Origin of the sequence: Natrinema pellirubrum DSM 15624 (assembly GCF_000230735.2) — an archaeon.
Classification (GTDB): Archaea; Halobacteriota; Halobacteria; order Halobacteriales; family Natrialbaceae; genus Natrinema; species Natrinema pellirubrum.
The window spans coordinates 3,219,631-3,242,612 of sequence record NC_019962.1 but is presented as its reverse complement, the minus strand read 5'-3'; the positions used below and the strand labels follow the sequence as shown (position 1 = coordinate 3,242,612).

Genomic DNA, 22,982 nt, shown 5'->3' with positions numbered 1-22,982 from the left:
GTTGGACCGATTTCCCCGTGTAACTGCAGGACATCGGGGTTGGACCGGAGGTGACGTACGACGGGCCGTCCGCCGCGTTCGGACCACGGGTTTTTGACGGCGGATCCGTTACGATCAGCCATGGCAGACGAACCGTCCGGCACGCGAGACGACACCGACGACGGCCGGCCCGATCCGTCGGCCGCGGATCCCGATACGGACGCCGCGGTCGATGCGGACCGGTCCGGGGCGGACGGGGACGACTGGGGCGTCGCCGACCGGAACGCCGACACGGAACGAGGCGATTCATTTTGGGAGGAGCGCGACGACGAGCGCATCCCGCTTGATCTCTCGGACTCGAGCGATGACGCGGCCGACGGGGACGACGATGAGGACGAGTACGCGCCGGAGCCGAACGAGACGCCCATTGAGCCCGGGGAGCCGGAACTGGAAAGCGCGTTGTTCGTCCTGTTGGGGGCGATCGCGATGGTGTTGGTCCTCGTTCGTCTCGTGATGATTCCGCTCGGGTGAGGCGGGCTCGCCGCCGGCGGGAGCGCGAGGTCGTGGCCGGAGCGATAAAATCACTCGAAGATCGCAGTAAACATTTAATCGGGGCGAGACCTTAGCCCCGGATATGGTGGAATCCCTCGCGGGGAACGTGCCGCTTTTGCTCCTAGTCGCGGGACTCGTGTTGATGGTCCTCGAGGCGGTGTCTCCCGGCGCACATCTCATCGTCATCGGCGTCGCGCTCGTCGGTGCCGGGCTGATCGGCGTGTTGTTCCCGCCCTTCGCGAACGTCCTTGTGTTGGCCGTGTTGACGCTGCTCATCGGCGCCGCGGCCGCCTACGTCTACCGCGAGTTCGACTTCTACGGCGGGAAAGGCTCCGGCAGGACGACCGACTCGGACTCGTTGGCCGGCGTGACGGGCTACGTCACCGAGACGGTCACGACCCGCAGCGGCGAGGTCAAACTCGAGGAAGGCGGCTTCGCTCCCTACTACAGCGCTCGGACCACCGACGGACGGATCGAGGAGGGCTCGGAAATCATCGTCATCGACCCCGGCGGCGGGAACGTCCTGACCGTCGAGTCCCTCGATGCGATCGGCGAGGACGAGATCGACCGCGCGCTCGCACGCGACCAGGCCGAGACCGAGGCGGCCGCTGAAGCCGATGCCGCCTCAGTGGCCGACACGGAGACCGACGGCAAGCCGTCCGACGGTGACGCCGCGACCGACCCCACCGAGGCCGACCCCGAAACGGAGACCGAGACCGAGCAGTGATCCGCGCTCGAGGTCGGAAGTGTCGACAAAACAAGGGAACGCTTTTCCCCCCACCGCCGTAAGTCGGGGATATGGTGGTCCAACTCATACCGATGCAGGCCCTCGGTGGTGCCCTGCTACTCGTCGGAGCCCTCTTGCTCGTCCTCGTGATCGCCGCGCTGCTGAGCGCGATCGAGATCGTCGACGCCTACGAGAAACGCACACTAACCGTCTTCGGTGAGTACCGCAAACTGCTCGAGCCGGGGATCAACTTCGTCCCGCCGTTCGTCTCGAACACGTACGCGTTCGACATGCGAACCCAGACGCTGGACGTGCCCCGGCAGGAAGCGATCACGCGCGACAACTCGCCCGTGACCGCCGACGCCGTCGTCTACATCAAGGTGATGGACGCCAAGAAGGCGTTCCTGCAGGTCGACGACTACAAACGAGCCGTCTCGAATCTCGCCCAGACGACGCTGCGTGCCGTGCTGGGTGACATGGAACTCGACGACACGCTGAACAAGCGCCAGGAGATCAACGCCCGCATCCGCCAGGAACTCGACGAACCCACCGACGAGTGGGGGATCCGCGTCGAATCTGTCGAGGTCCGCGAGGTCAACCCCTCGAAGGACGTCCAGCGCGCGATGGAGCAACAGACCTCCGCCGAACGGAAACGCCGTGCTATGATCCTTGAGGCACAGGGTGAACGCCGCAGTGCCGTCGAGAAGGCCGAAGGTGACAAACAGAGCGAGATCATCCGCGCCCAGGGTGAAAAGCAGAGCCAGATCCTGGAGGCACAGGGTGACTCCATTTCGACCGTGCTGCGAGCCCGCTCGGCCGAATCGATGGGCGAGCGCGCCATCATCGACAAAGGGATGGAGACGCTCGGCGAGATCGGCCAGGGCGAGTCGACGACGTTCGTCATGCCCCAGGAACTCACCTCGCTGGTCGGGCGCTACGGCAAGCATCTCTCGGGTAGCGACGTCGAAGGGGACGGCCAGGAACTCGAGAGCCGCGAGTTCGACGACGAGACGCGCGAACTGATCGGCCTGGATGACATCGCCGAGATCATCGGCGAGATCGACCAGGAGGCCGAGATGGACGTCGAGGCGATGGAACAGGAGGCCCAGGCGATCAAGGAAGGCCAGGACACGGCGGACATCTCGGATCCCGACGAGGTCATCGAACAGATGGATCAGGACTTCCAGGGCCAGACCGACGGTGGGACCGGCGTGCCGAGCGACGAGGCCGGCGACGACCCCTCTACCAGCGACTGATCGGCCCGCCCCGCGTTCTTTTGCCGACGCAGCCGTCCAGTAACCGGTCACTATCGGAAAACAGGACGGAGCGAAACCTGTTTTACGGGTCGAACCGTTGTGGACCGTAGATAGACATGACGAAGCCCGACGGGGTCGACGACGAGAAACGAGCGACCCTGCGCCGATTCGCTGCCCTCGGTGCCGCCTCCCCGCTCGTCGGTCGCGCCGACACAGCGGCGGCTGAAACGGGCGAAAGCGACGCGCGCGACGCGATCGCGGGCTATCTCTCGACGACGCCCGGTGCCCACTTCTCGAAGATCCGCGACGACCTCCAGCTGGGGACCGGCGAGACCCAACACCACCTCCGCCGACTCGAGGACGCCGGCGCGATCGAACGCTACCGCGACGGCGACTACAAGCGCTATGTCACCGCCGGCCGGTTCGACGAGTTCGAAAAGCGGGCGCTCGGCTACCTCCGGCGGGAGACCCCACGTGGCATGCTGATCGAACTCCTCTTGACCCCGTCGGCGACGGCCGCCGATCTTGCGGACGCGCTCGAGGTCTCCGCGCCGACGGTCAGCAAGTACGCCGGCGAACTCGAGGAGGCGGGCCTGCTCTCGCGGGCGGACGGCTACGCCGTCGAACGACCCGAGACGGTGCTGGTGCTGGTGGTTCGACACGCCGACTCCTTCGGCGATCGGGCGCGGACGCTGGCTCGAAACGCCGACGGCTATCTGTCCTACCACGGTTCTTCATCCGGGTAATACGGCTTCCTCCCCGGTTACAGCGACTCGAGCGCCGCCGGGAGCCCCGTCAGTCCCTCGAGTTCGACGGTCGCGTTCGGCGGTCGTTCGTGATCGCGGTTGTGATCGCGTCGCACGTAGACCGTCTCGAGGCCCGCTGCCTGCCCCGCGGCGACGTCTTTGTGGGAGTCGCCGACGTAGACACCGTCTGCGACGCCGAGGGTCGCCAGCGCGTCCTCGATGTAGTAGGAATCGGGTTTGCGCCGCTCGTAGCCTTCGAAGGTGGGATCTCGCCCCCGGACGGCGTCGAAGTCGATCCCGACGTAGTCGGCGACGAATTCGGCGGTTTCGTGGCGGTTGTTAGTTACGAGCCCCACCGTCGTCCGGTCGGCGAGGTCGCGTATCGTCGCGACGTCGTCGTAGATCTCCCGCTCGCCCGCACGGAGCCGGTCGTGGGTGCCCTGTGAGGCGTAGCGCTCTTTCAACTCCCAGAAACGGTCGGGATCGACCCCCAACTCCTCGCAGTGGGTCCTGATCCGCTCGGCGTCGTGTCGCCTGAAGTCCTCGCGCTGTGCCGGCGATGGATCGATCTCGAGATCGGCTACGGCCGCGTCAGCGGCGTCGGCGTATACCTGCGGGTCGGTGCGCGGTCCCTCGAGAACGATCCCGTCCATGTCGAACAGTACCGTCGTCATTCGGCGCTGCTAGGGGAGCGAGCGAAAAGAGGGTTCGGCAGCCGCGGGGCTCGTGAAACGATCGACAAACGGCAGCGAAATGAGCCCCTGGGTCGGTTCCGTCTCAGATGTCGACCTTCCAGGTGGTACTCGAGGAGTACCCCCACTTCTCGATCTCGACGTCGTAGTCGCCCTCTTGGAGCGCTGTAATGTTCGAGCCGACCTCCTTGGCCGTCATCCCGAGTTCTTGGCCGATCAGGCGGGATTTGAAGTACGTCTTCGTCGCCGCGTTGTTCCGAAGGTACTCCAGAATCCGGCGCTGTTTGCTCGTGAGGTCGGGGGCCATTGCAGTGCTCATACCCGATCGGATGGCAGGAACACCCTTAGGGGGTTTGGTACGTGCAGTTAACCCGCCGCCGTCCTGCGATTTTTGTGGCCGGTAATCGATGTATACTGCCGTCGAAAGCTTTCGTTGGTACGCGCGGTTAATATATATTTGATGGCGACTATCATCTGTACGTGTCCGTTTCCGATCGGCGGAATCGTCCGGCTGTCGGGCCGTACAACCGGCGAGTCGGTGCCGGTGACGGTCAGCTGTCGGTGTCGTAATAGTTCGTTAGGAACGGGCCAAACGAACATGCAACCGCCTGCCCGAGCGCCGCCGTCCGGTCGGTGAGCCGATCCGTGAAGACGCCGACCGCTCCCGCCCCTTCGGCGAGTCCCTCGGTGCCGAGCAGTTCGTCCATCACCGGCCCCAACTCCCGGCCGTCCTCGAGTCGCGCCGCGACGTCGTCCGGAAGGCGGATCGTCGGACCGGCACCGCGTTCCAATCGATCGCCGTCGGTGACTGCACCCCACATGATCAGCGAGAGGCCCGGGGTTCCCTCGAGTCGCGCGACCCCGCCCTCGAGGCCGACGCCGTAGTCGGCCCCGGTCGCCTCGAGCGCCCGCCGGGCTCGGTTCTCCGCACCCGAGACCGTCTCCGCGACCGACCGGGGCTGTTCGCTCACGCCGGAGTCGACGGCGACCGCGCGGACGGTCGCCTCGTCTCGCTCGATGATCCGTTCGACCGCGTCGATCTTGACCGGGTTCGTACTCCCGACTGCGATTTCCATATCGGCCGTTCGAGCGGGGCCGATTTGGGGGCTGTGTTTCTGCTCGCGTTCGCAGTTTTACTCCGCCTATCTATCATGCTCTTTTGCCCGAATTACCCGTTTTCGAGGGATGTGCGGTTGGGATTTCGAAACCCTTAACCCTCGAGTGTCTGAACGTGGGAGGTAACGACTCCGCCCGGGCTTTTACGATCGGTTCGGCCGGGAGCATTCGCGATATGACTAACGCACCATCGAACACGAGAGTACGACGTAGCGAACCCGAAACGAACGAAACGGAAACCGAAACGGAAGAGGAGGATCTCGTCTGTCCGGAGTGTGCGGGCAATCTCGTCGTCGACGACGAACACGGCGAAACGGTCTGTGAGGACTGTGGACTGGTCGTCGAGGAGGACTCCGTCGACCGCGGTCCCGAGTGGCGCGCGTTCGACGCCGCCGAGAAGAACGAGAAGTCCCGCGTGGGTGCGCCCACGACGAACACGATGCACGACAAGGGGCTCTCGACGAACATCGACTGGCGCAACAAGGACGCCTACGGCAACTCGCTTGGCTCGCGCCAGCGCGAGAAGATGCAGCGCCTGCGCAAGTGGAACGAGCGCTTCCGAACTCGAGACTCCAAGGAGCGCAACCTGAAACAGGCCCTCGGCGAGATCGACCGCATGGCCTCTGCACTCGGCCTCCCGACGAACGTCCGCGAGACGGCGTCGGTCATCTACCGGCGCGCACTCGACGAGGACCTGCTCCCCGGTCGCTCGATCGAGGGCGTCTCGACGGCTTGTGTCTACGCCGCCGCCCGGCAGGCCGGCGTCCCCCGAAGTCTCGACGAGATCGCCGACGTCTCCCGCGTCGAGAAAAACGAGATCGCACGCACCTACCGCTACGTGGTTCGGGAACTCGGTCTCGAGGTCCAGCCGGCCGACCCCGAGAGCTACGTGCCCCGCTTTGCTTCCGGCCTGGAACTCTCCGACGAGGCCGAACACCGCGCGCGGAGCCTGCTCCAGAACGCCAAGGAGAAGGGCGTCCACAGCGGCAAGTCGCCGGTCGGCCTCGCCGCGGCAGCGGTCTATGCCGCCGCACTCCTGACCAACGAGAAGACCACGCAGGCCGCCGTCTCCGATGTCGCCGACATCTCCGAAGTCACGATTCGGAACCGCTACCACGAACTCCTCGAGGCCGAGGAGACGATCGGCCTGGCCTAACTCGCGGCGACGTTCGCCGAAACGATACCGTTTTCCCCGCTCTCGTCCGCACTGCGTAGCAATGAGTCTTCGATTCGATTCGTTCGTTCTCGCGGCGTCGACGGCCGACCTCGCCGACGAGCCCGCGGCCCGCGACCACGCCGACGCGATCGAGTTCCGGATGGATCTGGCCGACGACCCCCTCACCGCCCTCGAGGCCTACGACGGCGACCTCCCGATCCTCGCGACCAACCGCGCCGCGTGGGAGGGCGGCGAGTGGGACGGAACCGACGAGGACCGACTCGAGGCGCTTGCCGAAGCGACCGCGCTCGCGGGCGTCGACGCGATCGACGTCGAACTCGCGTCGATCCTCGAGGGCGGGGCCGAGGGACTGCTCGAGACGGCCCGCGACCGCGACGTCTCGATCGTCGCCTCGGCCCACGATTTCGAGGGGACGCCACCCCGCACGGAGATGGTACGGACGCTGACCGAAGCGGGCAAGTACGCCGACGTCGCGAAGCTGGCAGTGACCGCGGAGTCGACGGCGGACACCCTGGCGCTGCTGTCGGCGACCGAGCAACTGACCACCCACGGCGACGCCGTCGCGACGATGGCGATGGGCGAGGTCGGGAGCCACACGCGTGCCGTCGCGCCGGTCTATGGGTCGAAGATCGGCTATGCGCCCGTCGATCCCGCAGAGGCGACTGCGCCCGGGCAGTACGACCTCGAGACGCTCGCGGAGCTGGTCGGTCGGCTCGAGTGAAAACGAGCGAAATCGGAATGTTAAGGGTCGGGGTCCCCTACGACCCCAACACACAATGACATGGTTCCGTGCGCTTCTCGCGGCCGGCCTCTCGATACTCCTGCCGGGTGCGGGCCATCTCGTGATCCGGGACTGGCTTCGCGCCGCCGTCTTCGCCGGCCTCTTCATCTCGGCGAGTGCGATCTTCCTGCCGATCGAACAGCTCACCGCCGCTGGGCCGATGACGAGCGTCGGCGATATCAACGCGTACGCGGACATCATGGCCGAGGAGACCGACGCGATGACCCAGTTCCTGCTCTCGTTTATCGGCCTCTTCGCCGCGATCGACGCGACCTTCCGCGCACTCGGGTTCCCGCCGGGCAGCGATACCGGCGGGGACGGCGCGACCTGTCCCGAATGCGGGAAGGAAGTCGACGAGGATCTCGAGTTCTGTCACTGGTGTACGACCCGGCTCGAGCCCGCCGCCGACGAAGAGCCGACCCACTCCTGACGCCCCCTCGTTCGGACCGATCCGACCGACGCTGTCGGCGGCATATAACCACGCTAGTAGTACTTCCACGGAGCCCTTTTGTCTCCGCGTCGGATACCCCGGCCATCAACGCCGGTCCCGTGGGCCGGCGAGAGCTTCGAATGCACACTGACGGAACACGACGTCTCGACGGCAGCGAGACGGTCGACTTCGAAAACGAGCGATACACGAGCTACCGGGACGGCAACGGGCGGGTCATCGTCGATCGACGGAACCCCGCGGCGTGGGTTCGATCGACGGTCGTTCGCCCCTGCGTTCGATAGCGTCACCGGCACTGGCTACAGACGAACTCCGTGGGGCTGACCGCCTCGAGCTGTGGCTCCGGAAGGTACCGGCCGCACTCGCGACACCAAGACCAGTAGATCCGGTGTGGATCGGCCGGCTCCGCGCCGGTCGTTCCGGCCGCCGACGGGTCGTCGCGCTCGATCGTCACGGACCGATCCGCGACGGCGGTGACCGTGCCGTCGATCGGGGCGTGCTGGGCCGTGCTGATCCCTTCGCCCGGACGGGCGATCAGCTCGCCCGTTTCGACCTCGTCGCCGGCCCGAACGATCGGCTCGCTGGGTGTCACCACGCCCTCGAAGGCGGGGTTCGTCAGCAACGGAACGACGACGCGTTCCGGCTCGAGCCGGGCCGTCGGGGCCGTCTCGTGGCTCGATTCCGACCAGGCCGCCGACGCGAGGACGTTGATCCGGCCGCCGCTCCCGAGGCGGTTCTCCTCGACGACCGAGTCCGCCATGACGAGCAGACAGTTCGTCCGCTTTCGGACGCCGAACTCCTCCGGCGGGCGCTCGATCTCGAAACACCAACCGGGGCCGCCGTCGAGGATGACCTCGTTCGCCCCCAGATCGTCGGATCGCCCCGCGGCCTCGAGGAGGTCGGTCGCGGGCGTCCCGATCGGGACTTTGAGGAACCGGTGGGTGGGGACGCGGCCGTCGACGTGGACGAACTTCTCGGTTACCGGCTCGCCGTCGACCAGCGCTCGAGCGACGTTCGCCAGCGTTTCGGTGTTCTGGACGATCCAGCCGTGATCCATGGGCAGTTCGTCGCCCGCCATGACGACGCCCGCAACGATCCGCATGAGGACTGTCTCCATCCCGAATTCGTATTTGTCGGCGGTGTATGCGATCACGACCCCGGTTTCGGTCCCGTCGATCGGCAGGTCACCGGGCTCGTAGACCGTCGCCTCGGTCGCCGCCTCGAGGTCGCCCAGCCACGCCTCGCGGTCGGTCCGCTTGGCGGCGACGACGATCCGATCGAACGCTCGATCGAGCAGGCCGTCGAACAGCGCCGCCAGTTCGTCGGCCCGCTCGCGACCCAGCCACTTGTCCATGTAGTAGTTGGGCTCGCTCTCCTGGTGGTTGACCAGCAGTGAGTCGACCTCCTCGAGCCGGTCCCACTTGGCGTAGGTCGGGAACCCGGCACCGCCGGCCCCCGCCAGTCCGGCGTTTCGCAGCGTCACCGCGAACGCCGGCGGTTCGACCGCACTGACTTTCTCTCGAGTGACGCTCATAGCGTGTTATTGGTGTGGTGCCAGCTACCATAGATAGTGTATACCGTTTCCGTGACGCGATCGAAAAACGATCCGTTAGCGGCCGAGTCGATATCAGGTCCGATGACAGTCCGGGTTTCCGTGGGTCGATCGGCGGCGTTCGATCCGCCGCGACATCGTTCGTGTCCTCTGTTGCCAATTAACTATGGGGGCGAACCGACGGGTCGAGGAAACCCGCTATTTTTCGATGATACTCTCCTCGACGGCCTCGCCGAAGTGTCGGGCCGTGTCCTCGTAGTACAGCAGGATCTCGTCGCCGGCCTCGAGGTCGGTCACTGCCTTGCGGCCTTCGTCGGCGGCGACCTTGATCGTCTCGGCGTTCTGGAGCAGGGTCTCGACGCGGTCACCCTCGGCGGTCTCGAGGGCGATCCGGAACATCGGCCGCTGTTCGATCTTGACCCGGCCGACGATGGCCTCGCGGGTGTTGCCGTCGGTGTCGACGACCTGGACCTCGTCGCCGCTTTGCAGTTCCGAGAGGTACTTCGTTCCGCCGTCCGGCGTGCGAACGTAGGCGTGGACCGCGCCGGCGTTGACACGGAACGGCCGTGAGGCGACGTAGGGCGATTCGGCCGTCTCGGCGTGGACGAAGACCAAGCCGCGGCTCATCGAGCCGACGAGCATCCCCTCGTCGTGTTCGAGCAGGCTGCCGGTATCGATACAGACACGGTCCGCGCTGCCGGCGCGTTCGACCTCGAGGACTTCGGCGGTGGTCAGATCGAGGCTCTCACGGGCGGCCTCGTCGCGGACCTCGACGGTCTCGCGGATCTCGTCGGGATCGTCCGAATCCAGCAGGACGGCGTCGGAGCCGATCTCGAGCGTCTCGAAGGCCGTCTTGGCCTCCTCGGCGCTCGTAACGCCCGCGATCAGGTTCGTCTCCTCGCCGATCCGGGCGATCAGGTTCTCGAGGGGGATGATCGTCCAGTCCTCGCCGACGACGATGGTGTGGTCGGCTTCCTCGGCGGCGGTCTCGGCGAACCGTTCGTACTCCTTGCCGAGGATGCGGACGTACGCGCCCCGCTGGAAGTCGCCGTCCCGGCGCAACGTCGAGAGGTCGGCCGAGCCCGCAAAGTCCTCCGGCAGGTCGATCGTCGCGTCGCCCTCGCCGTTCTTGCCGACGACGATCGCGTCCGCCTGCGATGCGGCCGAGTCGTCCGTATCGCCGTCGTCGGCTTCGGCGTCATCGATGTCGTCGACCAGCGTCACGTCCCCGTCGGTCCGAAACGCCGCGACGTTGATCTCGCCGAGTTCGCGGACGCGCTCCACGTCGTCCTCGTCGACCAGTACCCAGTCTGCACCCGCCTCGAGCGCGGCGGTGATCCGCGCCCGGCGGTCGTCCCAGTCGCCGACGGCATCGTCGGCTTTCACCCAGACAGCTCGCGTCATGAATCGACTCTCGAAGGGAACCGGCTTGAACGTGGCGGATCGGGCAGGGACGTCGGTTCGGTCGGTGATTCCCCGCCGACTCGACCGCTCGCGATCGATTCGCCGTGATGATATTCTGTTTCGTACCAATTACCTCGACACCTGCGATAGTAACGATAGTAACGATACTTTCAGGATAGCTGATAATACATGTCCGGGAGAGCGTTCGAGTATGGGTCAGCGACACCTCGAGGCCGAAGCCGCACCGTCGATCGACTGCGCCGCCCGCCGACTCGAGGTGGAGCCTGCCGCCGCGGTCGCCCGTGCGGCGTTCGACCACGCCGGCGAACTGGCGACGCTGGCGTACGATCGGACCGCCGCCGTCCTCGGTGCGGTTCGACTCGCCGCCCGCCGGACTGACGCCGGCGAACCCGATCGCGCGGAGATCGCCGCCGCGTTCGATGTCGACCCCGAGCGGGTCGTCGCCGCCGACGAACTGCTGGCGTCGCATCTCGGGTCGCCCGCCGACGCCGACGCGACCCGCTCGCTGCGTCGCGCGCTCCTCGTGGCCCGAGAGGTCCTGACCGCCGTCGAACGCGACCGCAACGCTGGCCCCGAACTCCCGGGTTCGCGCCTCGCTGACGCCGCGCCCGTCCTCCTCGCTCGCGCGCGCTGGCATCTCGACCCCAGCACCGACTACGAACACCCGGGACTCGAACCGGCGGCGCTACGGGCCCACGTCGAGCGCCTCGAGGCCGACCTCGCGTTCGCCCGGCTGGGGCCGCGGCTGTACGCGCTCGTTCACGAGGACGACGGCGAGACCGACGAGAACTGAACCGCCCCCGACCCCCGCTGATGCTCCCTCTCTGACTACCGTCGGTCGCCGCCCTCGTCCATGAGCTTGTGCCGGAACGCCCGGTAGGCGTTCTCGCCGCGCTCGGTTAGTTCGACGACACGGCGGCGGCCGACCGACTCGATCGTGACGTAGCCGTCCTCCGAGAGGGGCTCGAGGACGTGACTGTCGAGGACGCGGAAGGCACCCTTGTCCTCGCCGGCCCGCTCGTCGGGCGAGCGCCGATCGGCCATGAACGCGAGGTCCCGATCCCGCGCGTACTCGATGAGGTCTTTCTTCTTCGGCGGAGCGGTCCGGTCGTCGTGAAACCCCTCCCACGCGCTCGGCTCGGCGAGGAACTCCATGATCGCGACCTGGTCGCGGGTCGGCGATTCGATGGGGTAGGTCGGAACCTCTTCGATTTCGTCGAGGCCGAACGAGACCGGCTCGGTCGTTCCGTCGTGGGCGTACTCGGCGGGCTCGACGTAGTAGGCGTGAGCGTCCGTCGAGACATCCATACACGCGATGGTCGCGCCGATCGCCGGGATCGTCCCCGCGCCGGAGACGTTGACGTACACCTGGTCCTCGGCGTGGACGTCCGCGATCGTCGTCACGTCCCCGAGGACGGCGTAGACGTCCGTCAGGTCACACTCCCTGGTCCGGACCTCGGGGACGATGGACTCGAGTTCCGCGCGGAGTTCCTCGTGATAGTCGGCCGTCGCCGTCGCGTTTCGCTCCTCGACGCCGCGGTCCGCCCCGCTTGCTCGCCGCCCACCGGCCCCCTCGTCCTCGAGCAGGTAGACCAAATCCGCCCGCTGGTCCCGGATCGGCTCGAGGATCCGATCGAACTCGTAGCCCAGCGGGACGACGTGGACTCGCTTGACGACATCCATACGGAGTGGGACTCGTCAGTAAAAATAACTGCTGCGGATCGACGGTGGGCTCGAGTCGACCCCGAACCCGGCGAGTTTCGGCAGCCCGACCATCCCACCGTCCGGGTGGGACTGAAAGGGGCGACCGGGGTCGCGAGGCGAGACGACGGAAGCACTGGAGCGAACGGAGTGAGCGAAGCGCACAGCGAGTCGCAGCCCGCGAGCCCGGTCGGGGCTTTCAGGCTGTTGGCGGTACCACCGTTTTCGATCGCGACTCGAGCGTCTAGTCGGCGAAACGTTCAGAACGCCCTCGCCCCTATACGTACTCGAATGGCCGCCTACGACGCGATCTGTTTCGATCTCGATCACACCCTCTGTACCTCGACCCAAGACGCCGAGGCCCTGCTCGAGTCGACTTTCCACCGGGCCGGCCGCGAGCCGTTCTGTACGCCGGCGGACCTGCGCGCTGCGGTCCCGGTCCTGCCGACCGCCGAGACCGACCGTGAGTTCTACGACAACCTCTTTACCGAAGTGGCGACGCGAGCGGGCGTCGACACCGCCGTCGCCCCGCGACTCGCCGCCGAGTACCTCGCGGCGCGGGATCCGACCGCCGTCGAGTTCCGCCCGGGCGCGAAGGCAGCCCTCGAGTCCGCCCGCGACCGGGGGCGGGTCGGACTTATTACGAACGGCGGTCGGGAGACACAAACGCAGAAACTGCGGGCGCTGGACATTGCGGACGCGTTCGACGTCCGTGTCTTCACGGAGCCAAGTGCTGGGATCCACCCGAAACCGCACGCGGCCCCCTTCGAACACGCGCTGGCCGAACTCGAGGTCGGGCCGGACGCGGCGATCCACGTCGGCGACTCCCTCCATGCCGATATCGCCGGAGCCAACGCGATGGGGCTGGACTCGGCGTGGTTGGCGACCGACGCCGACGGTCCGCGCGATCACGAGCCGACCTACGAACTCGCGTCGCTCGAGGCCTTCGACACGATCGTCTGATCGCTACTCGTCGGGCAGGAGGTCGGTATGGATCACGGCCCGGTACTGGGTGTCGGTCCCCGTCTCGAGGCGCTTGAGCAGGGCGGCCGCGTCGGCGAAGTTCTCCGGAACCGTGAACTCGTCGCTCGTATCGTCGTCGCGGCGCTTACAGAACTTCACGAACGCCAGCAGGTTCTCGTAGGTGCCCGGCCGGGCGTAGACTACGCCGATGTCGCCCTCGAGACGCGCCTGCCAGTCCTCGATCACGGGCTCGACCTCGCCGCGGGGCCCCTGCATCCGTTCGGTCAGTTCTTCGGCGTCGACCGCGCCCTCTTCGATCATCCCGTCGAGAACCGCCTGGACGTCCTCGGTGCCGCCCTCGAGCGCCGGGGCGTCGGCCTCGGCCGCAAGTAGCTCCGCGAAGGCCTCGACCTCCGCGCGCCGGACCGCGACGGGGTAGACGAACTCGTGGGTCTCTTTCGGCAGCGTGTACGACTTGGCCGCGACGCCCTGTTCGCCCTCGCCCGGACTGCCCAGCATGAGATCGAGTATTCCCATACTCGAAACAGGTAGTGTGAGTCGAATAAGCCTTCCGCGCTCGCACCGGTTCGGTTCCCCGCTCGAGCGGCCCGCCTACCACTCCTCGCTCAGCGCCGCTTTCGCGCCGCCGTAGCCGCCGGCGGTCGTCCACGTCCGGCCGCTGTCGACGTGTTCGACCTCGTAGGACCCACCGCAGGCCCCACAGCGGTAGCCGTCGGGCGATTTGACCGGCTTCGACGCCCGGTGGCGCTTCGCGTGCCAGTCACACTCCGGCTCGAGACACCGCAGGACGTAGCGCGGGTCGGCGAACTCCTCGCAGTGCCGTGGCGCCTCGAGCGCGGCGGCCCGCTCGCGAAACCGCGACCCGTGACCCGACTCGCCGAACGCCTGGAACTCCCAGGCGTGGACGAGTTCGTGTCTGACGATTCCCGCGAAGGCGGGCCACTCGTAGGCCTCGTAGGCCCGCCGCGCCAGTACGATCGTCGCCGTTTCGGTCTCGGCGTCCCATCGACACGCACCCGCCCGCCGTTTGGCCCGCGTCGAGACCGCCCACTCGAGTGCCTCGAGGTCGACCGGCAGGTCGTGTTCGGCGACGACCTCGCGGGCGTGGATCCGCGCGCGGGCGAGGATCTCGTCGGCGAGGGTGTGGTCGGCGTCGTCCGTCACGGACCGACCGAGGAACGGCGAGGCCGAAATCCTTCCGGAACGGCGGGATACTTGCGCCGCCGGTCCCGAGTCGAACCCGATGAGCGACCGCGATCTCCCGACGCCCCGTATCCCCGACCCCGACGCACCTGTCCGACCGTCCGCGCTCGTGATCCCGGCGGTCGCCGACCCGCCGCTTACCGAACGCCGTCCGTGGCTCGAGCGCGCCGCGATCACCGACGCCGTCGCGGTCCCCGGGACGGACACGCCGCTGTACGTGGCCGAGGACGGCGTCGCCGTCACGACGACCGGGATCGGCAAGAGCGACGCCGCGACGACCGTCACCGCCCTGCTTGCGGCCCCCGGCGTCGACCTCTCGTCGGCCTACGTCGTCTCGACGGGGATCGCCGGCGGCCCGCCGGACCGGACCGCGCTCGGTTCGGTCGTCGTCGCCGACGCGATCGTCGACTGGGACCGTAAACACCGCTGGGACCGCGGAGACGCCGACGCGAGTCCCGCGGACGACGACCCGGCCGATCGGATCGATCTCCTCGCGTATCGGCCCCGCGACTACGTCCACCGCCTCGAGCCCCGACTCGTCGAGCGCGCGCAGTCGGTCGCCGCGAGCGTCGACCTGCGGTCTGACGACGCCGTCCGGGCGTCCCAGCGGCAGTATCCCGACGCGCCGGCGGCAGGCCCGACCGTCGAGACGGGGACCAGCGTCTGCGGCGACGAGTTCTGGCACGGTCGCGAGCGGGCCCGCGAGGTCGCGTGGCTCTGTGAGGCATATGGCGTCGCTCCGTTCCTCGCGACCCAGATGGAGGATGCAGCGACGGCAACGGCCCTCGAGCGGTTCGACCGGCTCGAGCGCTACCTGAGCGTGCGGGCGGTGGCCAACTACGACCGGCCGGCACCCGGTCAGTCGGCCGCCGAGAGCTTCGATGGCACCGATGCGAGCCGCGAGTTGGCGATCGACAACGCCGCCCGCGCCGCCGGTGCGGTCGTCGACGACCTCGTCGCCGCGGACCCGCTCGGACTCGACAGCTGACGCGACACGCCCGACTCAGACCGGTCGGCAGCCGCCGTCTTCGACGAGGGCCTCGAGCGCGGCGACGACCGCCTCGCGCTCGCCGTCGCGGACCGCGGGCCCCTGCTCCAACTGGAGCCCGCCCCGGTCCCCATCGGCGAGCCAGTTGACGAAGTTGGCCGGACTGACGCCGGCGTAGGGGCCGTCCGACGCCGCCTCGACGGGGGGAGAGACCGCGGGCTCGAGGCGGTGGCACACGCGTCGCTTGACAGGGGCGTCGACCCCGCCGCCGACGACGACCCGATCGTCGGCGAGCCCGTGGAGGCTGATGACGGTCTCGAAGCCGCGGTCGGCGATCGCCGACAACAGGGGGTAGTCGGCGGGGTCGATGGCCGACGAGGGCGGATGCCACGCCGCGAACGCATCCTCTTCGTCGTAGCCGAGGCAGGCCCAGCAACTGGCGTCGGACAGCCGGGTCGCGAGTTCGAGAGCCTGCTCGCCGGTCCCCGGTTCGACCCCGCCACCGTGGGCCGCACAGATCAACACGTCGTCGTTCGCGCCGTCGTCGTACAGCAGTTCCGTACAGTGTCCCGTCGCGGTCCGCGCGACGGGCCGCGTCGTGAGCGTCGGATCCGACACGGACGCGGGCTACGACGGGTGTCGAGGTAACTCTTGGCACGCTCGACGAGGTCGGGCTCGCCCGAGAGCGACCGATTATTAACTCACTCGCAAGAAGTTGCTAATAATTGCCGTCGAAACGCCGTTTTGTAGCAGCCGATTTAATAAGTCTCCGCCCGCGAGATCGGTCCACGATGGGTCACAACGAGTCGACCCGCGCTCGTGACTCGAGTTCACACGCGGGTCACGACCACGATCACGGCCACGGCGGCGGGTCCACGAGCAGCCGCAAACTCGCCGCCGTCTCCGTCGTCAACGTCGTCGGCTTCCTCGTCGAACTCGCGGGCGGGCTGGCCTTCGGCTCGGTCGCGCTCATCAGCGATGCCGTCCACATGCTGTTCGACGCGCTGGCGTACGTGATGGCCTTCGCCGCCGCCCGCGTCGCCGAGGGGTACGGTAACGGCGATCGGTGGTCCTACGGCCTCCACCGCCTCGAGCCGTTCGCGGCCTTCCTGAACGGCCTGCTTCTCCTCCCGATGGTCGGATTCATCCTCTGGGAATCGTACCAGCGATTCCTCGAACCGGTTGCCATCGGGACCGGCCCGACGATCGCCATCGCCGTCGGCGGCCTGTTGGTCAACGTCGGCTCGGTCTCCATCCTCCACGACGACGCGATGAGCCTCAACGAAAGGGGGGCGTTCTATCACTTGCTCGGCGACGCCGGCGGCTCGATCGCCGTCATCGTCTCGGTCCTCGTGATCGAAGTCACCGGGATCCGCGTCGTCGACCCCATTACCGCGGGGTTGATCGCGGCCGTGGTCGCGTGGTCAGCGGTCCGGGTCCTGCGAGGTAGCGGCGCGATCTTCTTCCTCGAGACGCCGCTGGATATCGGTGAGATTCGAGCCCACCTCGAGGCGATCGACGGCGTCGACCGCGTCGACGACGTCCACGCGTGGCAGATCTGCAGTCAAATTACGGTCGCGACGGTCCACGTCGAAACCGGCGTCGAGACGATGGCCGAGGCGGAGGCCGTCGTCGGGCGGGCCCACGACGAACTCGCCGGCCACGGCGTCGATCACGCCACCGTCGAACTGAGTCCGCGCTATGCCGACCGGGACGTGCATCTGAACACGCACTGTCACTGAGCCGGCAACCGGACGGCGTCGACCAACGGAGCGAACGGGAGTCGAGAATCAGGCCTCGAGCGCCAGCCCTGCTTCGGCCAGCGCGTCGTCGACCGAGAGATCGTCGTGGACGACGCCCGCGACGGCCCGGGCGATGGCTTCGGGGTCCTCGTGCTGGAAAATCGAGCGACCCATGGAGATGCCAGCGCCGCCGGCGTCCATCGTGCCGCGGACCATCTCGATCGTCTCGCGGTCGCTTCCCTTCGAGCCGCCGGCGATGATGACCGGCAGTCGCGTCGATTCGACGACGTGCTGGAAGCTCTCGGCGTCGCCGCTGTATCCCGTCTTGACGATATCAGCACCGAGTTCCTCGGCGAGCCGAACCGCGTGTCCCAGCGCTTCGGGGTCCGTCGAGTCGACGCCGGGGCCGCGGGCGTAGGCCATCGCCAGGACCGGCATCCCGAGCTGACGGGCCCGCTCGGTAACCTCCGAGAGCTGGCTGATCTGATCGGGCTCGTGATTCGAGCCGACGTTGATGTGGAAGGAGACGGCGTCGGCACCGACCCGAACCGCTTCGTCGACGGTGCCGGTCAGTCGCTTGTCCTGCTCGTCGGGGCCGATCGTCGTCGAGCCGTTGAGATGGACGATGTAGCCCTTTCCGTTCTTGTTCTCGTGAACGCGGGGCGCGATCCCTTTCTGCGTGAGGACGGCGTCGGCACCGCCGCTGGTTACCCCGTCGATCGTCGATTCGATGTCTTTCAGTCCCTGGACGGCACCCATTGTGATGCCGTGGTCCATTGGGACGATCACGTACGAGTCGTCCGTCCCGATTCGATCGAGTCGTGCGTCGATTCCTGTAGTCATTGCGGGAGTGTAGCAAGCTAGCGGTTATGGCTGTTCTGGTTCCGGTGCATCTTCCGGATCGATCGTGACGGTTTCCGCGCCGCTGCGCGCGCCTTCCTTGAGTTCGCGGGCCTTCGCCTCGAGTCGATCCACCGCGTCCGCGGGCGTGTCGGCCTCAGCGATGATGTCGACCAGCGCGCTGCCGACGATGACGCCGTCGGCACCGGCTTCGACGATCTCCGCGGCGTGGTCGCCCTTACTGACCCCGAAGCCGACGGCTTTGGGGACGTCGTACTCCGAGAGACGCTCGAGGCTCTCGTGGGTCGCGCCCGAGACGTTCTCGCGCGCACCCGTCGTCCCGAGTCGGGCCTGGACATAGGCAAAGCCCGACACATGGGACATGATCCGATCCAGACGCTCGCCCTCGGTCGTCGGCGCGATGATGAAGACGAGATCGAGCCCGTTGTCGTCGCAGGCCTCGCGCAGCGGCTCGGCCTCTTCCGCCGGGAGGTCGGGAACGATGATCCCCGCGAGGCCGGCTTCGGCCGCCCGCTCGACGAAGGGCCGAACGTCGGGCTCCGAACCGTATTGGAGGATCATGTTGTAATACGTCATCACCAGCAGCGGCGCCTCGGTCTCGAGGTCGTCGACCAGTTCGAAAAAGCCCTCGGGGGTCGTCCCGGCCGCCAGCGCGCGGTTGATGGCGTCCTGAATCGTCCGACCCTCCGCGATCGGCTCCGAGAACGGCAGCCCGAGTTCGATCAGGTCCGAGCCGCCCCGATCGAGCGCCTCGACGTAGTCTTTGGTGTCGGCCAGCGAGGGGTCACCGGCGGTGATGTAGGTGATCAGCGCGGGGTGGTTCTCCCGGATCGCGGCCTCGACTTCGCTGTCGTACTCGGTCGACTCGTCGCTCGCGGGTCGCTTCCCTCCCCGCTCGCCGTTCCGAGGCTCTCCTCCCTCCGGTCGTCGATCCTCGTCGCTCATCCGTCGAACACCTCCACGTCCGGTGCGGCCTCGAGATCCCGTTTCTCGGTCTCCTCTAACACGGTCTCGAGGTCCTTGTCGCCACGTCCCGAGACGTTGACGACGACGAGGTCGCCGAGTTCGTCGGCGGACTCCTCTAGATACCCCAGCGCGTGACTCGACTCGAGCGCGGGGATGATCCCCTCGAGCCGCGAGAGTCGGTGGAAGCCGTTGAGCGCGGCCTCGTCGTCGACGTTCGCGGGCGTCACGCGACCGGTCTCGACGAGATGTGAGAGTTCGGGCCCGACGCCGGCGTAGTCAAGCCCCGCGCTGACGCTGTGGGATTCGACGATCTGGCCGTCGCCGGCCTGCAGGAGCTTCGTCATCGCGCCGTGGAGGACGCCGTCGGTGCCCGTCGAGAGCGTCGCGGAGTTGGGGGCCATCCCCTCTTCCTCGTCGATCTCGAGGCTCGAGCCACCGGCCTCGACGGCGTATAAGTCGACCTCGTCAGCAGGGACGAACGCGTGGAAGGTGCCCATCGTGTTCGAGCCGCCGCCGGCGCAGGCGACGACGCTGTCCGGCAGTCGCCCCGCTTTCTCCCGGATCTGCTCGCGGATCTCGTCGCCGATGACCGCCTGGAAGTCACGAACCATCTGCGGGAACGGATGCGGGCCGACGACGGAGCCGATGACGTAGTGGGTCCGCTCGACGGTCGTCGCCCAGTCGCGCATCGTCTCGTTGATCGCCTCCTTCAGCGTGGCGCTGCCGGCCTCGACGGGGTTGACCTCGGCCCCGTTCATCCGCATCCGGTAGACGTTCGGACGCTGGCGGTTGACGTCGGTTCGGCCCATGTAGATCTCGCAGGGCATGTCCAGGTGGGCCGCGGCCATCGCCGTCGCGGTGCCGTGTTGGCCCGCGCCGGTTTCGGCGATGATCCGCTCTTTGCCCATGTACTTCGCGAGCAGGACCTGCCCGAGCGCGTTGTTGAGCTTGTGGGCCCCGCCGTGGAGCAGGTCCTCGCGCTTGAGATAGACCTCGCGGTCGTAGCGGTCGCTCAGCCGGTCCGCGCGCTGGAGCGGCGTCGGCCGCCCGCCGAAATCGTGCATCCGCTCGCGGAACTCGTCCATGAAGCCGTCCTCGTTTTCCAGGACGTACCGCTCGTAGGCGTCCTCGAGTTCCTGTAAGGCCGGCATCAACGCTTCGGGGACGTACTGGCCGCCGTAGTCGCCGAAGGTGCCCGTCCGTCCGGCGTCGCCGTCGTCGTGGTCGTGTTCTGTACTCATGTCTGAATAGTGTCGTCGTGGTCGCTCATGTGGAGTCTCCCGCTGTCGATTCCGCCCGCGTGAGCCGCCGCGTGTTCTCGGTCACGTCGCTGTCGCCCGTCCCGTGGTCCATGATCGCGCTGCCGACCAACAGGGCGTCGGCACCTGCCTCGCGCATCCGCCGCACGTCGGCCGGCGACGAAATCCCGCTCTCGGCGATCAGCGTCACGTCGTCCGGTACGTCGCTCACGCCGTCGCCGTTCGCGTTCTCGAGACCCGTCACGCGTCTCGCATGGGGTGCGACCGACTCGAAGGTTTCCAGTTCCACCTCGAGCCGCGCCAGATCCCGGTTGTTCACGCCGACGATCTCCGCGCCCGCATCGATGGCCCGCTCGAGTTCCGCCCGGTCGTGGACTTCCACGAGCGGCTGGAACCCCCGCTCGCGGGCCGCAGCGACCAGACCCTCGAGGTCGTCGACGAACCGCGCGATCAGCAAGAGCAGGTCGGCTTCGACGACGTCCATCCCGTCTTCCTCGAGGACGAAGTCCTTGCGCAACACGGGGACGTCGACGGCCTCGCGGACCCGGGTCAGCGCCTCGGGCGAGCCGTCGAAGTGGGTCGGCTCCGTGAGGACCGAGATCGCCGCCGCGCCGCCCGCGACCATCGCCTGCGCGAGTTCGACCGGGTCGTCGGCGCGGGTCCCCTCGGCGGTCGGACTCGTCGGTTTCACCTCCGCGATCACTGGGACCCGCCCGTCGGCCTCGGCCGCCGCCAGCGCGTCGGGCAGCGAGCGCGCATCGACGTCGACGACGCCCTCCCCGCCCGACCGGCCCCGAGCGGCCTCGAGGATCGATCGGACTGCCGGGGCGAGTTCGGTATCGGAGTCCATTATTGTACATCGACGTACTCATATGTACATAAGGCTTGCGTCATCCTCACGGGGCCGGCGGTCGCAGCGAACGGCTAAAGTGCGCCTCGTGGTAACACTAGACGGGGTTCAGTATGTCCGCCGAGAACGAACCCACATTGGATCCGCCGACCTGCTCGCGCTGTGGCCGCGAGATGGAACTCCGTGCCGAGGGGACCGAAACCACGGTCCCGCTGCTCGGCAGCGAAATTGAGTACCGCCAGTTCGGCTGTCCCGAGTGCGGTCAGGGGGCTCGGTTCGAACGGAGCGGCGACGACGAGGACTGGACGCGTACCGGCGTCTGACCGACCACGGTGTCGCGGTCCCGGCACCGAACGTCCGGGACCGGCGGCTATTCAAGCCCGGCTCGCCTACGGGCGGGTATGGACGACGTTACGGAGGCCGGAATCTACGCGCGGGAATCGCCGTACCTCGATCGATACGTCCAGCTCGGTGCCGCGAGCGGACGCGTCCTGAGCGTCTCGTTCCCGGAGATTCCGGACGACGACGCCGAGGACGACCACCCCGTCCTCGACCGGATCTTCGAATACCTCGACACCGTCGAGGAGATCACCTTCGAGGACGTCCAAGTCGCGATGACGATGCCGACCGACCGGCGGGCAGTCCTCGAGAGCGTCCAGTCGATCCCCTACGGCGAGCAGGTCTCCGTCGAGACGCTCGCCCGGATGACCTCGGGACTGTCCCACGAGGACGACGACGACCTGATTCTCGTCCGGACCGCCCTCGACGAGAACCCCGCCCCGTTGTTGATTCCGGACCACCGCGTGCGCGACGGGCCCAGCGCCGCGCCGCCGGACGTCGAACAGAAGCTCCGGTCGCTCGAGGGGCTCTAAGCGCCGGCCGCCGTCTCAGAATTCGGACCGGTCGACCTTCTCTGGTGCTTCGAAATCCGTCGCCAACTCGAGCAGTTGCACCAGGATCCGGCCGGTCGCGCCCCAGACGGTGTAGCCGTCGACGTGGAAGTAGTGGATCACGATCTCGCCGTAGTAGGGGTGAGAACGGCGCTCGTACTCGTAGTTCGAGCGGTCGAGCAGCCCCGACAGCGGGAGGACGACGATCTCGGCGACCTCGCTCTCATCGCGGACGTACTCCCGGTCGGGGACGTGTGCGACGAAGGGGGTGACGGCGTATTCGGTGACGGTTCGGATGTCGTCGAGTTGGCCGACGACCTCGGCCTCGCTCCGCTCGAGGCCGATCTCCTCGTTGGCCTCCCGGAGCGCGGTGTCGAGGATCGTCCCGTCTTTGGGTTCGGCTCCGCCGCCGGGGAAACTCATCTGGCCGGGGTGTTCGCCGAGGTGGTCGGCCCGCCGGGTAAAGAGGAGGTGGTCCTCGCCGTCGCGGTCGACGATCGGCGCGAGAACGGCCGCGTCGAACTCCTGATCGGTGATCTCCGTCGGCTCGTAGCTTGCGACCGGCTCGAGCGTCAGTCGGGCCGTCATTCTTCGAGCCGTTCCTCCAGTCGTCGGCGTTCGTCGGTGCAATCGATCGGAGCCCACGCCTCGAGGTCGTAGGTGACGTCGATCAGGGTCCGCATCCGGTCCGTATCGTCCGCGGCGACGGCCGAGTCGACGGCTGCATGCAGCCGTTCGCTGGCGGCCTCACCCAGCGCCTCGCGGTCGAGTCGTCGGCGGTCGATCTCGAGGATGTGCGGAACGTCCTCGGCGTCCTCCGGAACCGTCGGAAAGGCGGTCGGGCCGGCGACCAACAGCGCCTCGCCGTCGGGTCCACCGTTGTCCCCATCGGGCTCGTACCGCACGAGCGCGAACGACTCGAGGGCGTCCTCGATCGCCGTCTCGAGGGCCGCCGCCTCGATCGACCCCCCGTCGGCGCGGTAGGCGGCCTCGGCGAGCGCCCGCTCGAGTTCCGTGCGGGTCAGCCCGCCGAAGAGATCGACCACGCCGGCCAGTTCGTCGGCGGTCGCGTCCATACGGTGTGCAA

General features: G+C 67.6%; 29 protein-coding genes. 14 read left to right on the top strand and 15 right to left on the bottom strand.

Going from position 1 to position 22,982, the window contains the following annotated elements; translation table 11 throughout:
• Nucleotides 1-120 precede the first annotated feature (120 nt).
• From NATPE_RS15675 to NATPE_RS15660, 4 genes are all read left to right on the top strand, one after another.
• Nucleotides 121-510 carry a DUF7312 domain-containing protein gene (locus tag NATPE_RS15675; RefSeq protein ID WP_006182566.1) on the top strand — a complete coding sequence of 130 codons (390 nt, stop codon included), beginning with the start codon at nucleotides 121-123 and terminating at the stop codon, nucleotides 508-510.
• Between the two features lie 103 nt (nucleotides 511-613).
• Complete coding sequence (locus tag NATPE_RS15670) at nucleotides 614-1,258, top strand: NfeD family protein (RefSeq protein ID WP_015299197.1); 645 nt, start codon at nucleotides 614-616, stop codon at nucleotides 1,256-1,258.
• A gap of 71 nt (nucleotides 1,259-1,329) precedes the next feature.
• Nucleotides 1,330-2,514, top strand: a complete 1,185-nt coding sequence (locus NATPE_RS15665) for an SPFH domain-containing protein (RefSeq protein WP_006182564.1) — start codon at nucleotides 1,330-1,332, stop codon at nucleotides 2,512-2,514.
• Between the two features lie 116 nt (nucleotides 2,515-2,630).
• Nucleotides 2,631-3,260 (top strand): winged helix-turn-helix transcriptional regulator, encoded by a 630-nt coding sequence (locus NATPE_RS15660; protein WP_006182563.1) that lies wholly within the window; start codon nucleotides 2,631-2,633, stop codon nucleotides 3,258-3,260.
• Between the two features lie 17 nt (nucleotides 3,261-3,277).
• Here NATPE_RS15660 and NATPE_RS15655 read toward each other — a convergent pair whose 3' ends face one another.
• The 3 genes from NATPE_RS15655 to yjjX form a co-directional block, all read right to left on the bottom strand.
• On the bottom strand, nucleotides 3,278-3,934 hold the full coding sequence (locus tag NATPE_RS15655; protein WP_006182562.1) for an HAD family hydrolase: 657 nt from the start codon (nucleotides 3,932-3,934) through the stop codon (nucleotides 3,278-3,280).
• 103 nt (nucleotides 3,935-4,037) lie between these two features.
• A complete protein-coding gene (locus tag NATPE_RS15650) occupies nucleotides 4,038-4,259 on the bottom strand; it encodes a DUF7123 family protein (RefSeq protein ID WP_006182561.1) in 222 nt (73 codons plus the stop codon).
• Between the two features lie 244 nt (nucleotides 4,260-4,503).
• Nucleotides 4,504-5,028 carry an inosine/xanthosine triphosphatase gene (yjjX, locus tag NATPE_RS15645; RefSeq protein ID WP_006182560.1) on the bottom strand — a complete coding sequence of 175 codons (525 nt, stop codon included), beginning with the start codon at nucleotides 5,026-5,028 and terminating at the stop codon, nucleotides 4,504-4,506.
• Between the two features lie 215 nt (nucleotides 5,029-5,243).
• Here yjjX and NATPE_RS15640 point away from each other — a divergent pair, with 215 nt between their 5' ends.
• From NATPE_RS15640 to NATPE_RS22785, 4 genes are all read left to right on the top strand, one after another.
• Nucleotides 5,244-6,224 (top strand): transcription initiation factor IIB, encoded by a 981-nt coding sequence (locus NATPE_RS15640; RefSeq protein WP_006182559.1) that lies wholly within the window; start codon nucleotides 5,244-5,246, stop codon nucleotides 6,222-6,224.
• 61 nt (nucleotides 6,225-6,285) lie between these two features.
• On the top strand, nucleotides 6,286-6,966 hold the full coding sequence (locus tag NATPE_RS15635; protein ID WP_006182558.1) for a type I 3-dehydroquinate dehydratase: 681 nt from the start codon (nucleotides 6,286-6,288) through the stop codon (nucleotides 6,964-6,966).
• A gap of 55 nt (nucleotides 6,967-7,021) precedes the next feature.
• On the top strand, nucleotides 7,022-7,456 hold the full coding sequence (locus NATPE_RS15630; RefSeq protein ID WP_006182557.1) for a zinc ribbon domain-containing protein: 435 nt from the start codon (nucleotides 7,022-7,024) through the stop codon (nucleotides 7,454-7,456).
• Between the two features lie 140 nt (nucleotides 7,457-7,596).
• Nucleotides 7,597-7,758 (top strand): DUF7331 family protein, encoded by a 162-nt coding sequence (locus NATPE_RS22785; RefSeq protein ID WP_015299195.1) that lies wholly within the window; start codon nucleotides 7,597-7,599, stop codon nucleotides 7,756-7,758.
• A gap of 2 nt (nucleotides 7,759-7,760) precedes the next feature.
• Here NATPE_RS22785 and NATPE_RS15625 read toward each other — a convergent pair whose 3' ends face one another.
• The gene (locus tag NATPE_RS15625) at nucleotides 7,761-9,008 is read right to left on the bottom strand and encodes an NADH dehydrogenase (RefSeq protein WP_006182556.1); all 1,248 of its coding nucleotides are present in this window, start codon (nucleotides 9,006-9,008) and stop codon (nucleotides 7,761-7,763) included.
• A 216-nt stretch (nucleotides 9,009-9,224) separates the two neighbouring features.
• A complete protein-coding gene (locus tag NATPE_RS15620; RefSeq protein WP_006182555.1) occupies nucleotides 9,225-10,430 on the bottom strand; it encodes a 3-dehydroquinate synthase II in 1,206 nt (401 codons plus the stop codon).
• A gap of 211 nt (nucleotides 10,431-10,641) precedes the next feature.
• Between NATPE_RS15620 and NATPE_RS15615 the strand changes: the two genes are divergently transcribed.
• On the top strand, nucleotides 10,642-11,244 hold the full coding sequence (locus NATPE_RS15615; protein ID WP_006182554.1) for a hypothetical protein: 603 nt from the start codon (nucleotides 10,642-10,644) through the stop codon (nucleotides 11,242-11,244).
• 35 nt (nucleotides 11,245-11,279) lie between these two features.
• Here NATPE_RS15615 and NATPE_RS15610 read toward each other — a convergent pair whose 3' ends face one another.
• On the bottom strand, nucleotides 11,280-12,134 hold the full coding sequence (locus NATPE_RS15610; protein WP_006182553.1) for an HFX_2341 family transcriptional regulator domain-containing protein: 855 nt from the start codon (nucleotides 12,132-12,134) through the stop codon (nucleotides 11,280-11,282).
• A gap of 309 nt (nucleotides 12,135-12,443) precedes the next feature.
• Between NATPE_RS15610 and NATPE_RS15605 the strand changes: the two genes are divergently transcribed.
• Nucleotides 12,444-13,115 carry an HAD family hydrolase gene (locus tag NATPE_RS15605; protein ID WP_006182552.1) on the top strand — a complete coding sequence of 224 codons (672 nt, stop codon included), beginning with the start codon at nucleotides 12,444-12,446 and terminating at the stop codon, nucleotides 13,113-13,115.
• A 3-nt stretch (nucleotides 13,116-13,118) separates the two neighbouring features.
• Here NATPE_RS15605 and NATPE_RS15600 read toward each other — a convergent pair whose 3' ends face one another.
• Together NATPE_RS15600 and NATPE_RS15595 are read right to left on the bottom strand one after the other, a co-directional pair.
• A complete protein-coding gene (locus NATPE_RS15600) occupies nucleotides 13,119-13,652 on the bottom strand; it encodes a hypothetical protein (RefSeq protein WP_015299194.1) in 534 nt (177 codons plus the stop codon).
• Nucleotides 13,653-13,727: 75 nt separating this feature from the next.
• On the bottom strand, nucleotides 13,728-14,300 hold the full coding sequence (locus NATPE_RS15595) for a SprT family zinc-dependent metalloprotease (protein ID WP_006182550.1): 573 nt from the start codon (nucleotides 14,298-14,300) through the stop codon (nucleotides 13,728-13,730).
• A gap of 79 nt (nucleotides 14,301-14,379) precedes the next feature.
• Here NATPE_RS15595 and NATPE_RS15590 point away from each other — a divergent pair, with 79 nt between their 5' ends.
• Nucleotides 14,380-15,327, top strand: coding sequence for a phosphorylase family protein (locus NATPE_RS15590; protein WP_006182549.1), 948 nt, complete (start codon nucleotides 14,380-14,382; stop codon nucleotides 15,325-15,327).
• A gap of 15 nt (nucleotides 15,328-15,342) precedes the next feature.
• On the opposite strand, the gene NATPE_RS15585 is transcribed toward NATPE_RS15590, so the two are convergent.
• Nucleotides 15,343-15,945, bottom strand: a complete 603-nt coding sequence (locus NATPE_RS15585) for a poly-gamma-glutamate hydrolase family protein (RefSeq protein WP_006182548.1) — start codon at nucleotides 15,943-15,945, stop codon at nucleotides 15,343-15,345.
• 173 nt (nucleotides 15,946-16,118) lie between these two features.
• Here NATPE_RS15585 and NATPE_RS15580 point away from each other — a divergent pair, with 173 nt between their 5' ends.
• On the top strand, nucleotides 16,119-17,069 hold the full coding sequence (locus tag NATPE_RS15580) for a cation diffusion facilitator family transporter (protein ID WP_006182547.1): 951 nt from the start codon (nucleotides 16,119-16,121) through the stop codon (nucleotides 17,067-17,069).
• A gap of 48 nt (nucleotides 17,070-17,117) precedes the next feature.
• On the opposite strand, the gene NATPE_RS15575 is transcribed toward NATPE_RS15580, so the two are convergent.
• The 4 genes from NATPE_RS15575 to trpC are packed head-to-tail and all read right to left on the bottom strand — an operon-like array spanning nucleotide 17,118 to nucleotide 21,005.
• Nucleotides 17,118-17,912 (bottom strand): 2-amino-3,7-dideoxy-D-threo-hept-6-ulosonate synthase, encoded by a 795-nt coding sequence (locus NATPE_RS15575; protein WP_006182546.1) that lies wholly within the window; start codon nucleotides 17,910-17,912, stop codon nucleotides 17,118-17,120.
• A gap of 24 nt (nucleotides 17,913-17,936) precedes the next feature.
• A complete protein-coding gene (gene trpA, locus NATPE_RS15570; protein ID WP_006182545.1) occupies nucleotides 17,937-18,875 on the bottom strand; it encodes a tryptophan synthase subunit alpha in 939 nt (312 codons plus the stop codon).
• Nucleotides 18,872-20,137, bottom strand: a complete 1,266-nt coding sequence (trpB, locus tag NATPE_RS15565) for a tryptophan synthase subunit beta (RefSeq protein WP_006182544.1) — start codon at nucleotides 20,135-20,137, stop codon at nucleotides 18,872-18,874. The genes trpA and trpB overlap by 4 nt, the downstream gene beginning before the upstream one ends.
• Before the next feature lie 25 nt (nucleotides 20,138-20,162).
• The gene (trpC, locus tag NATPE_RS15560; RefSeq protein WP_006182543.1) at nucleotides 20,163-21,005 is read right to left on the bottom strand and encodes an indole-3-glycerol phosphate synthase; all 843 of its coding nucleotides are present in this window, start codon (nucleotides 21,003-21,005) and stop codon (nucleotides 20,163-20,165) included.
• 113 nt (nucleotides 21,006-21,118) lie between these two features.
• Between trpC and NATPE_RS15555 the strand changes: the two genes are divergently transcribed.
• Together NATPE_RS15555 and NATPE_RS15550 are read left to right on the top strand one after the other, a co-directional pair.
• Nucleotides 21,119-21,328, top strand: a complete 210-nt coding sequence (locus NATPE_RS15555; protein ID WP_006182542.1) for a hypothetical protein — start codon at nucleotides 21,119-21,121, stop codon at nucleotides 21,326-21,328.
• A 78-nt stretch (nucleotides 21,329-21,406) separates the two neighbouring features.
• A complete protein-coding gene (locus tag NATPE_RS15550; protein ID WP_006182541.1) occupies nucleotides 21,407-21,877 on the top strand; it encodes an MGMT family protein in 471 nt (156 codons plus the stop codon).
• A 15-nt stretch (nucleotides 21,878-21,892) separates the two neighbouring features.
• On the opposite strand, the gene NATPE_RS15545 is transcribed toward NATPE_RS15550, so the two are convergent.
• On the bottom strand, nucleotides 21,893-22,483 hold the full coding sequence (locus NATPE_RS15545; RefSeq protein ID WP_006182540.1) for an NUDIX hydrolase: 591 nt from the start codon (nucleotides 22,481-22,483) through the stop codon (nucleotides 21,893-21,895).
• The gene (locus NATPE_RS15540; RefSeq protein WP_006182539.1) at nucleotides 22,480-22,971 is read right to left on the bottom strand and encodes a DUF7109 family protein; all 492 of its coding nucleotides are present in this window, start codon (nucleotides 22,969-22,971) and stop codon (nucleotides 22,480-22,482) included. The genes NATPE_RS15545 and NATPE_RS15540 overlap by 4 nt, the downstream gene beginning before the upstream one ends.
• Nucleotides 22,972-22,982: the final 11 nt, after the last annotated feature.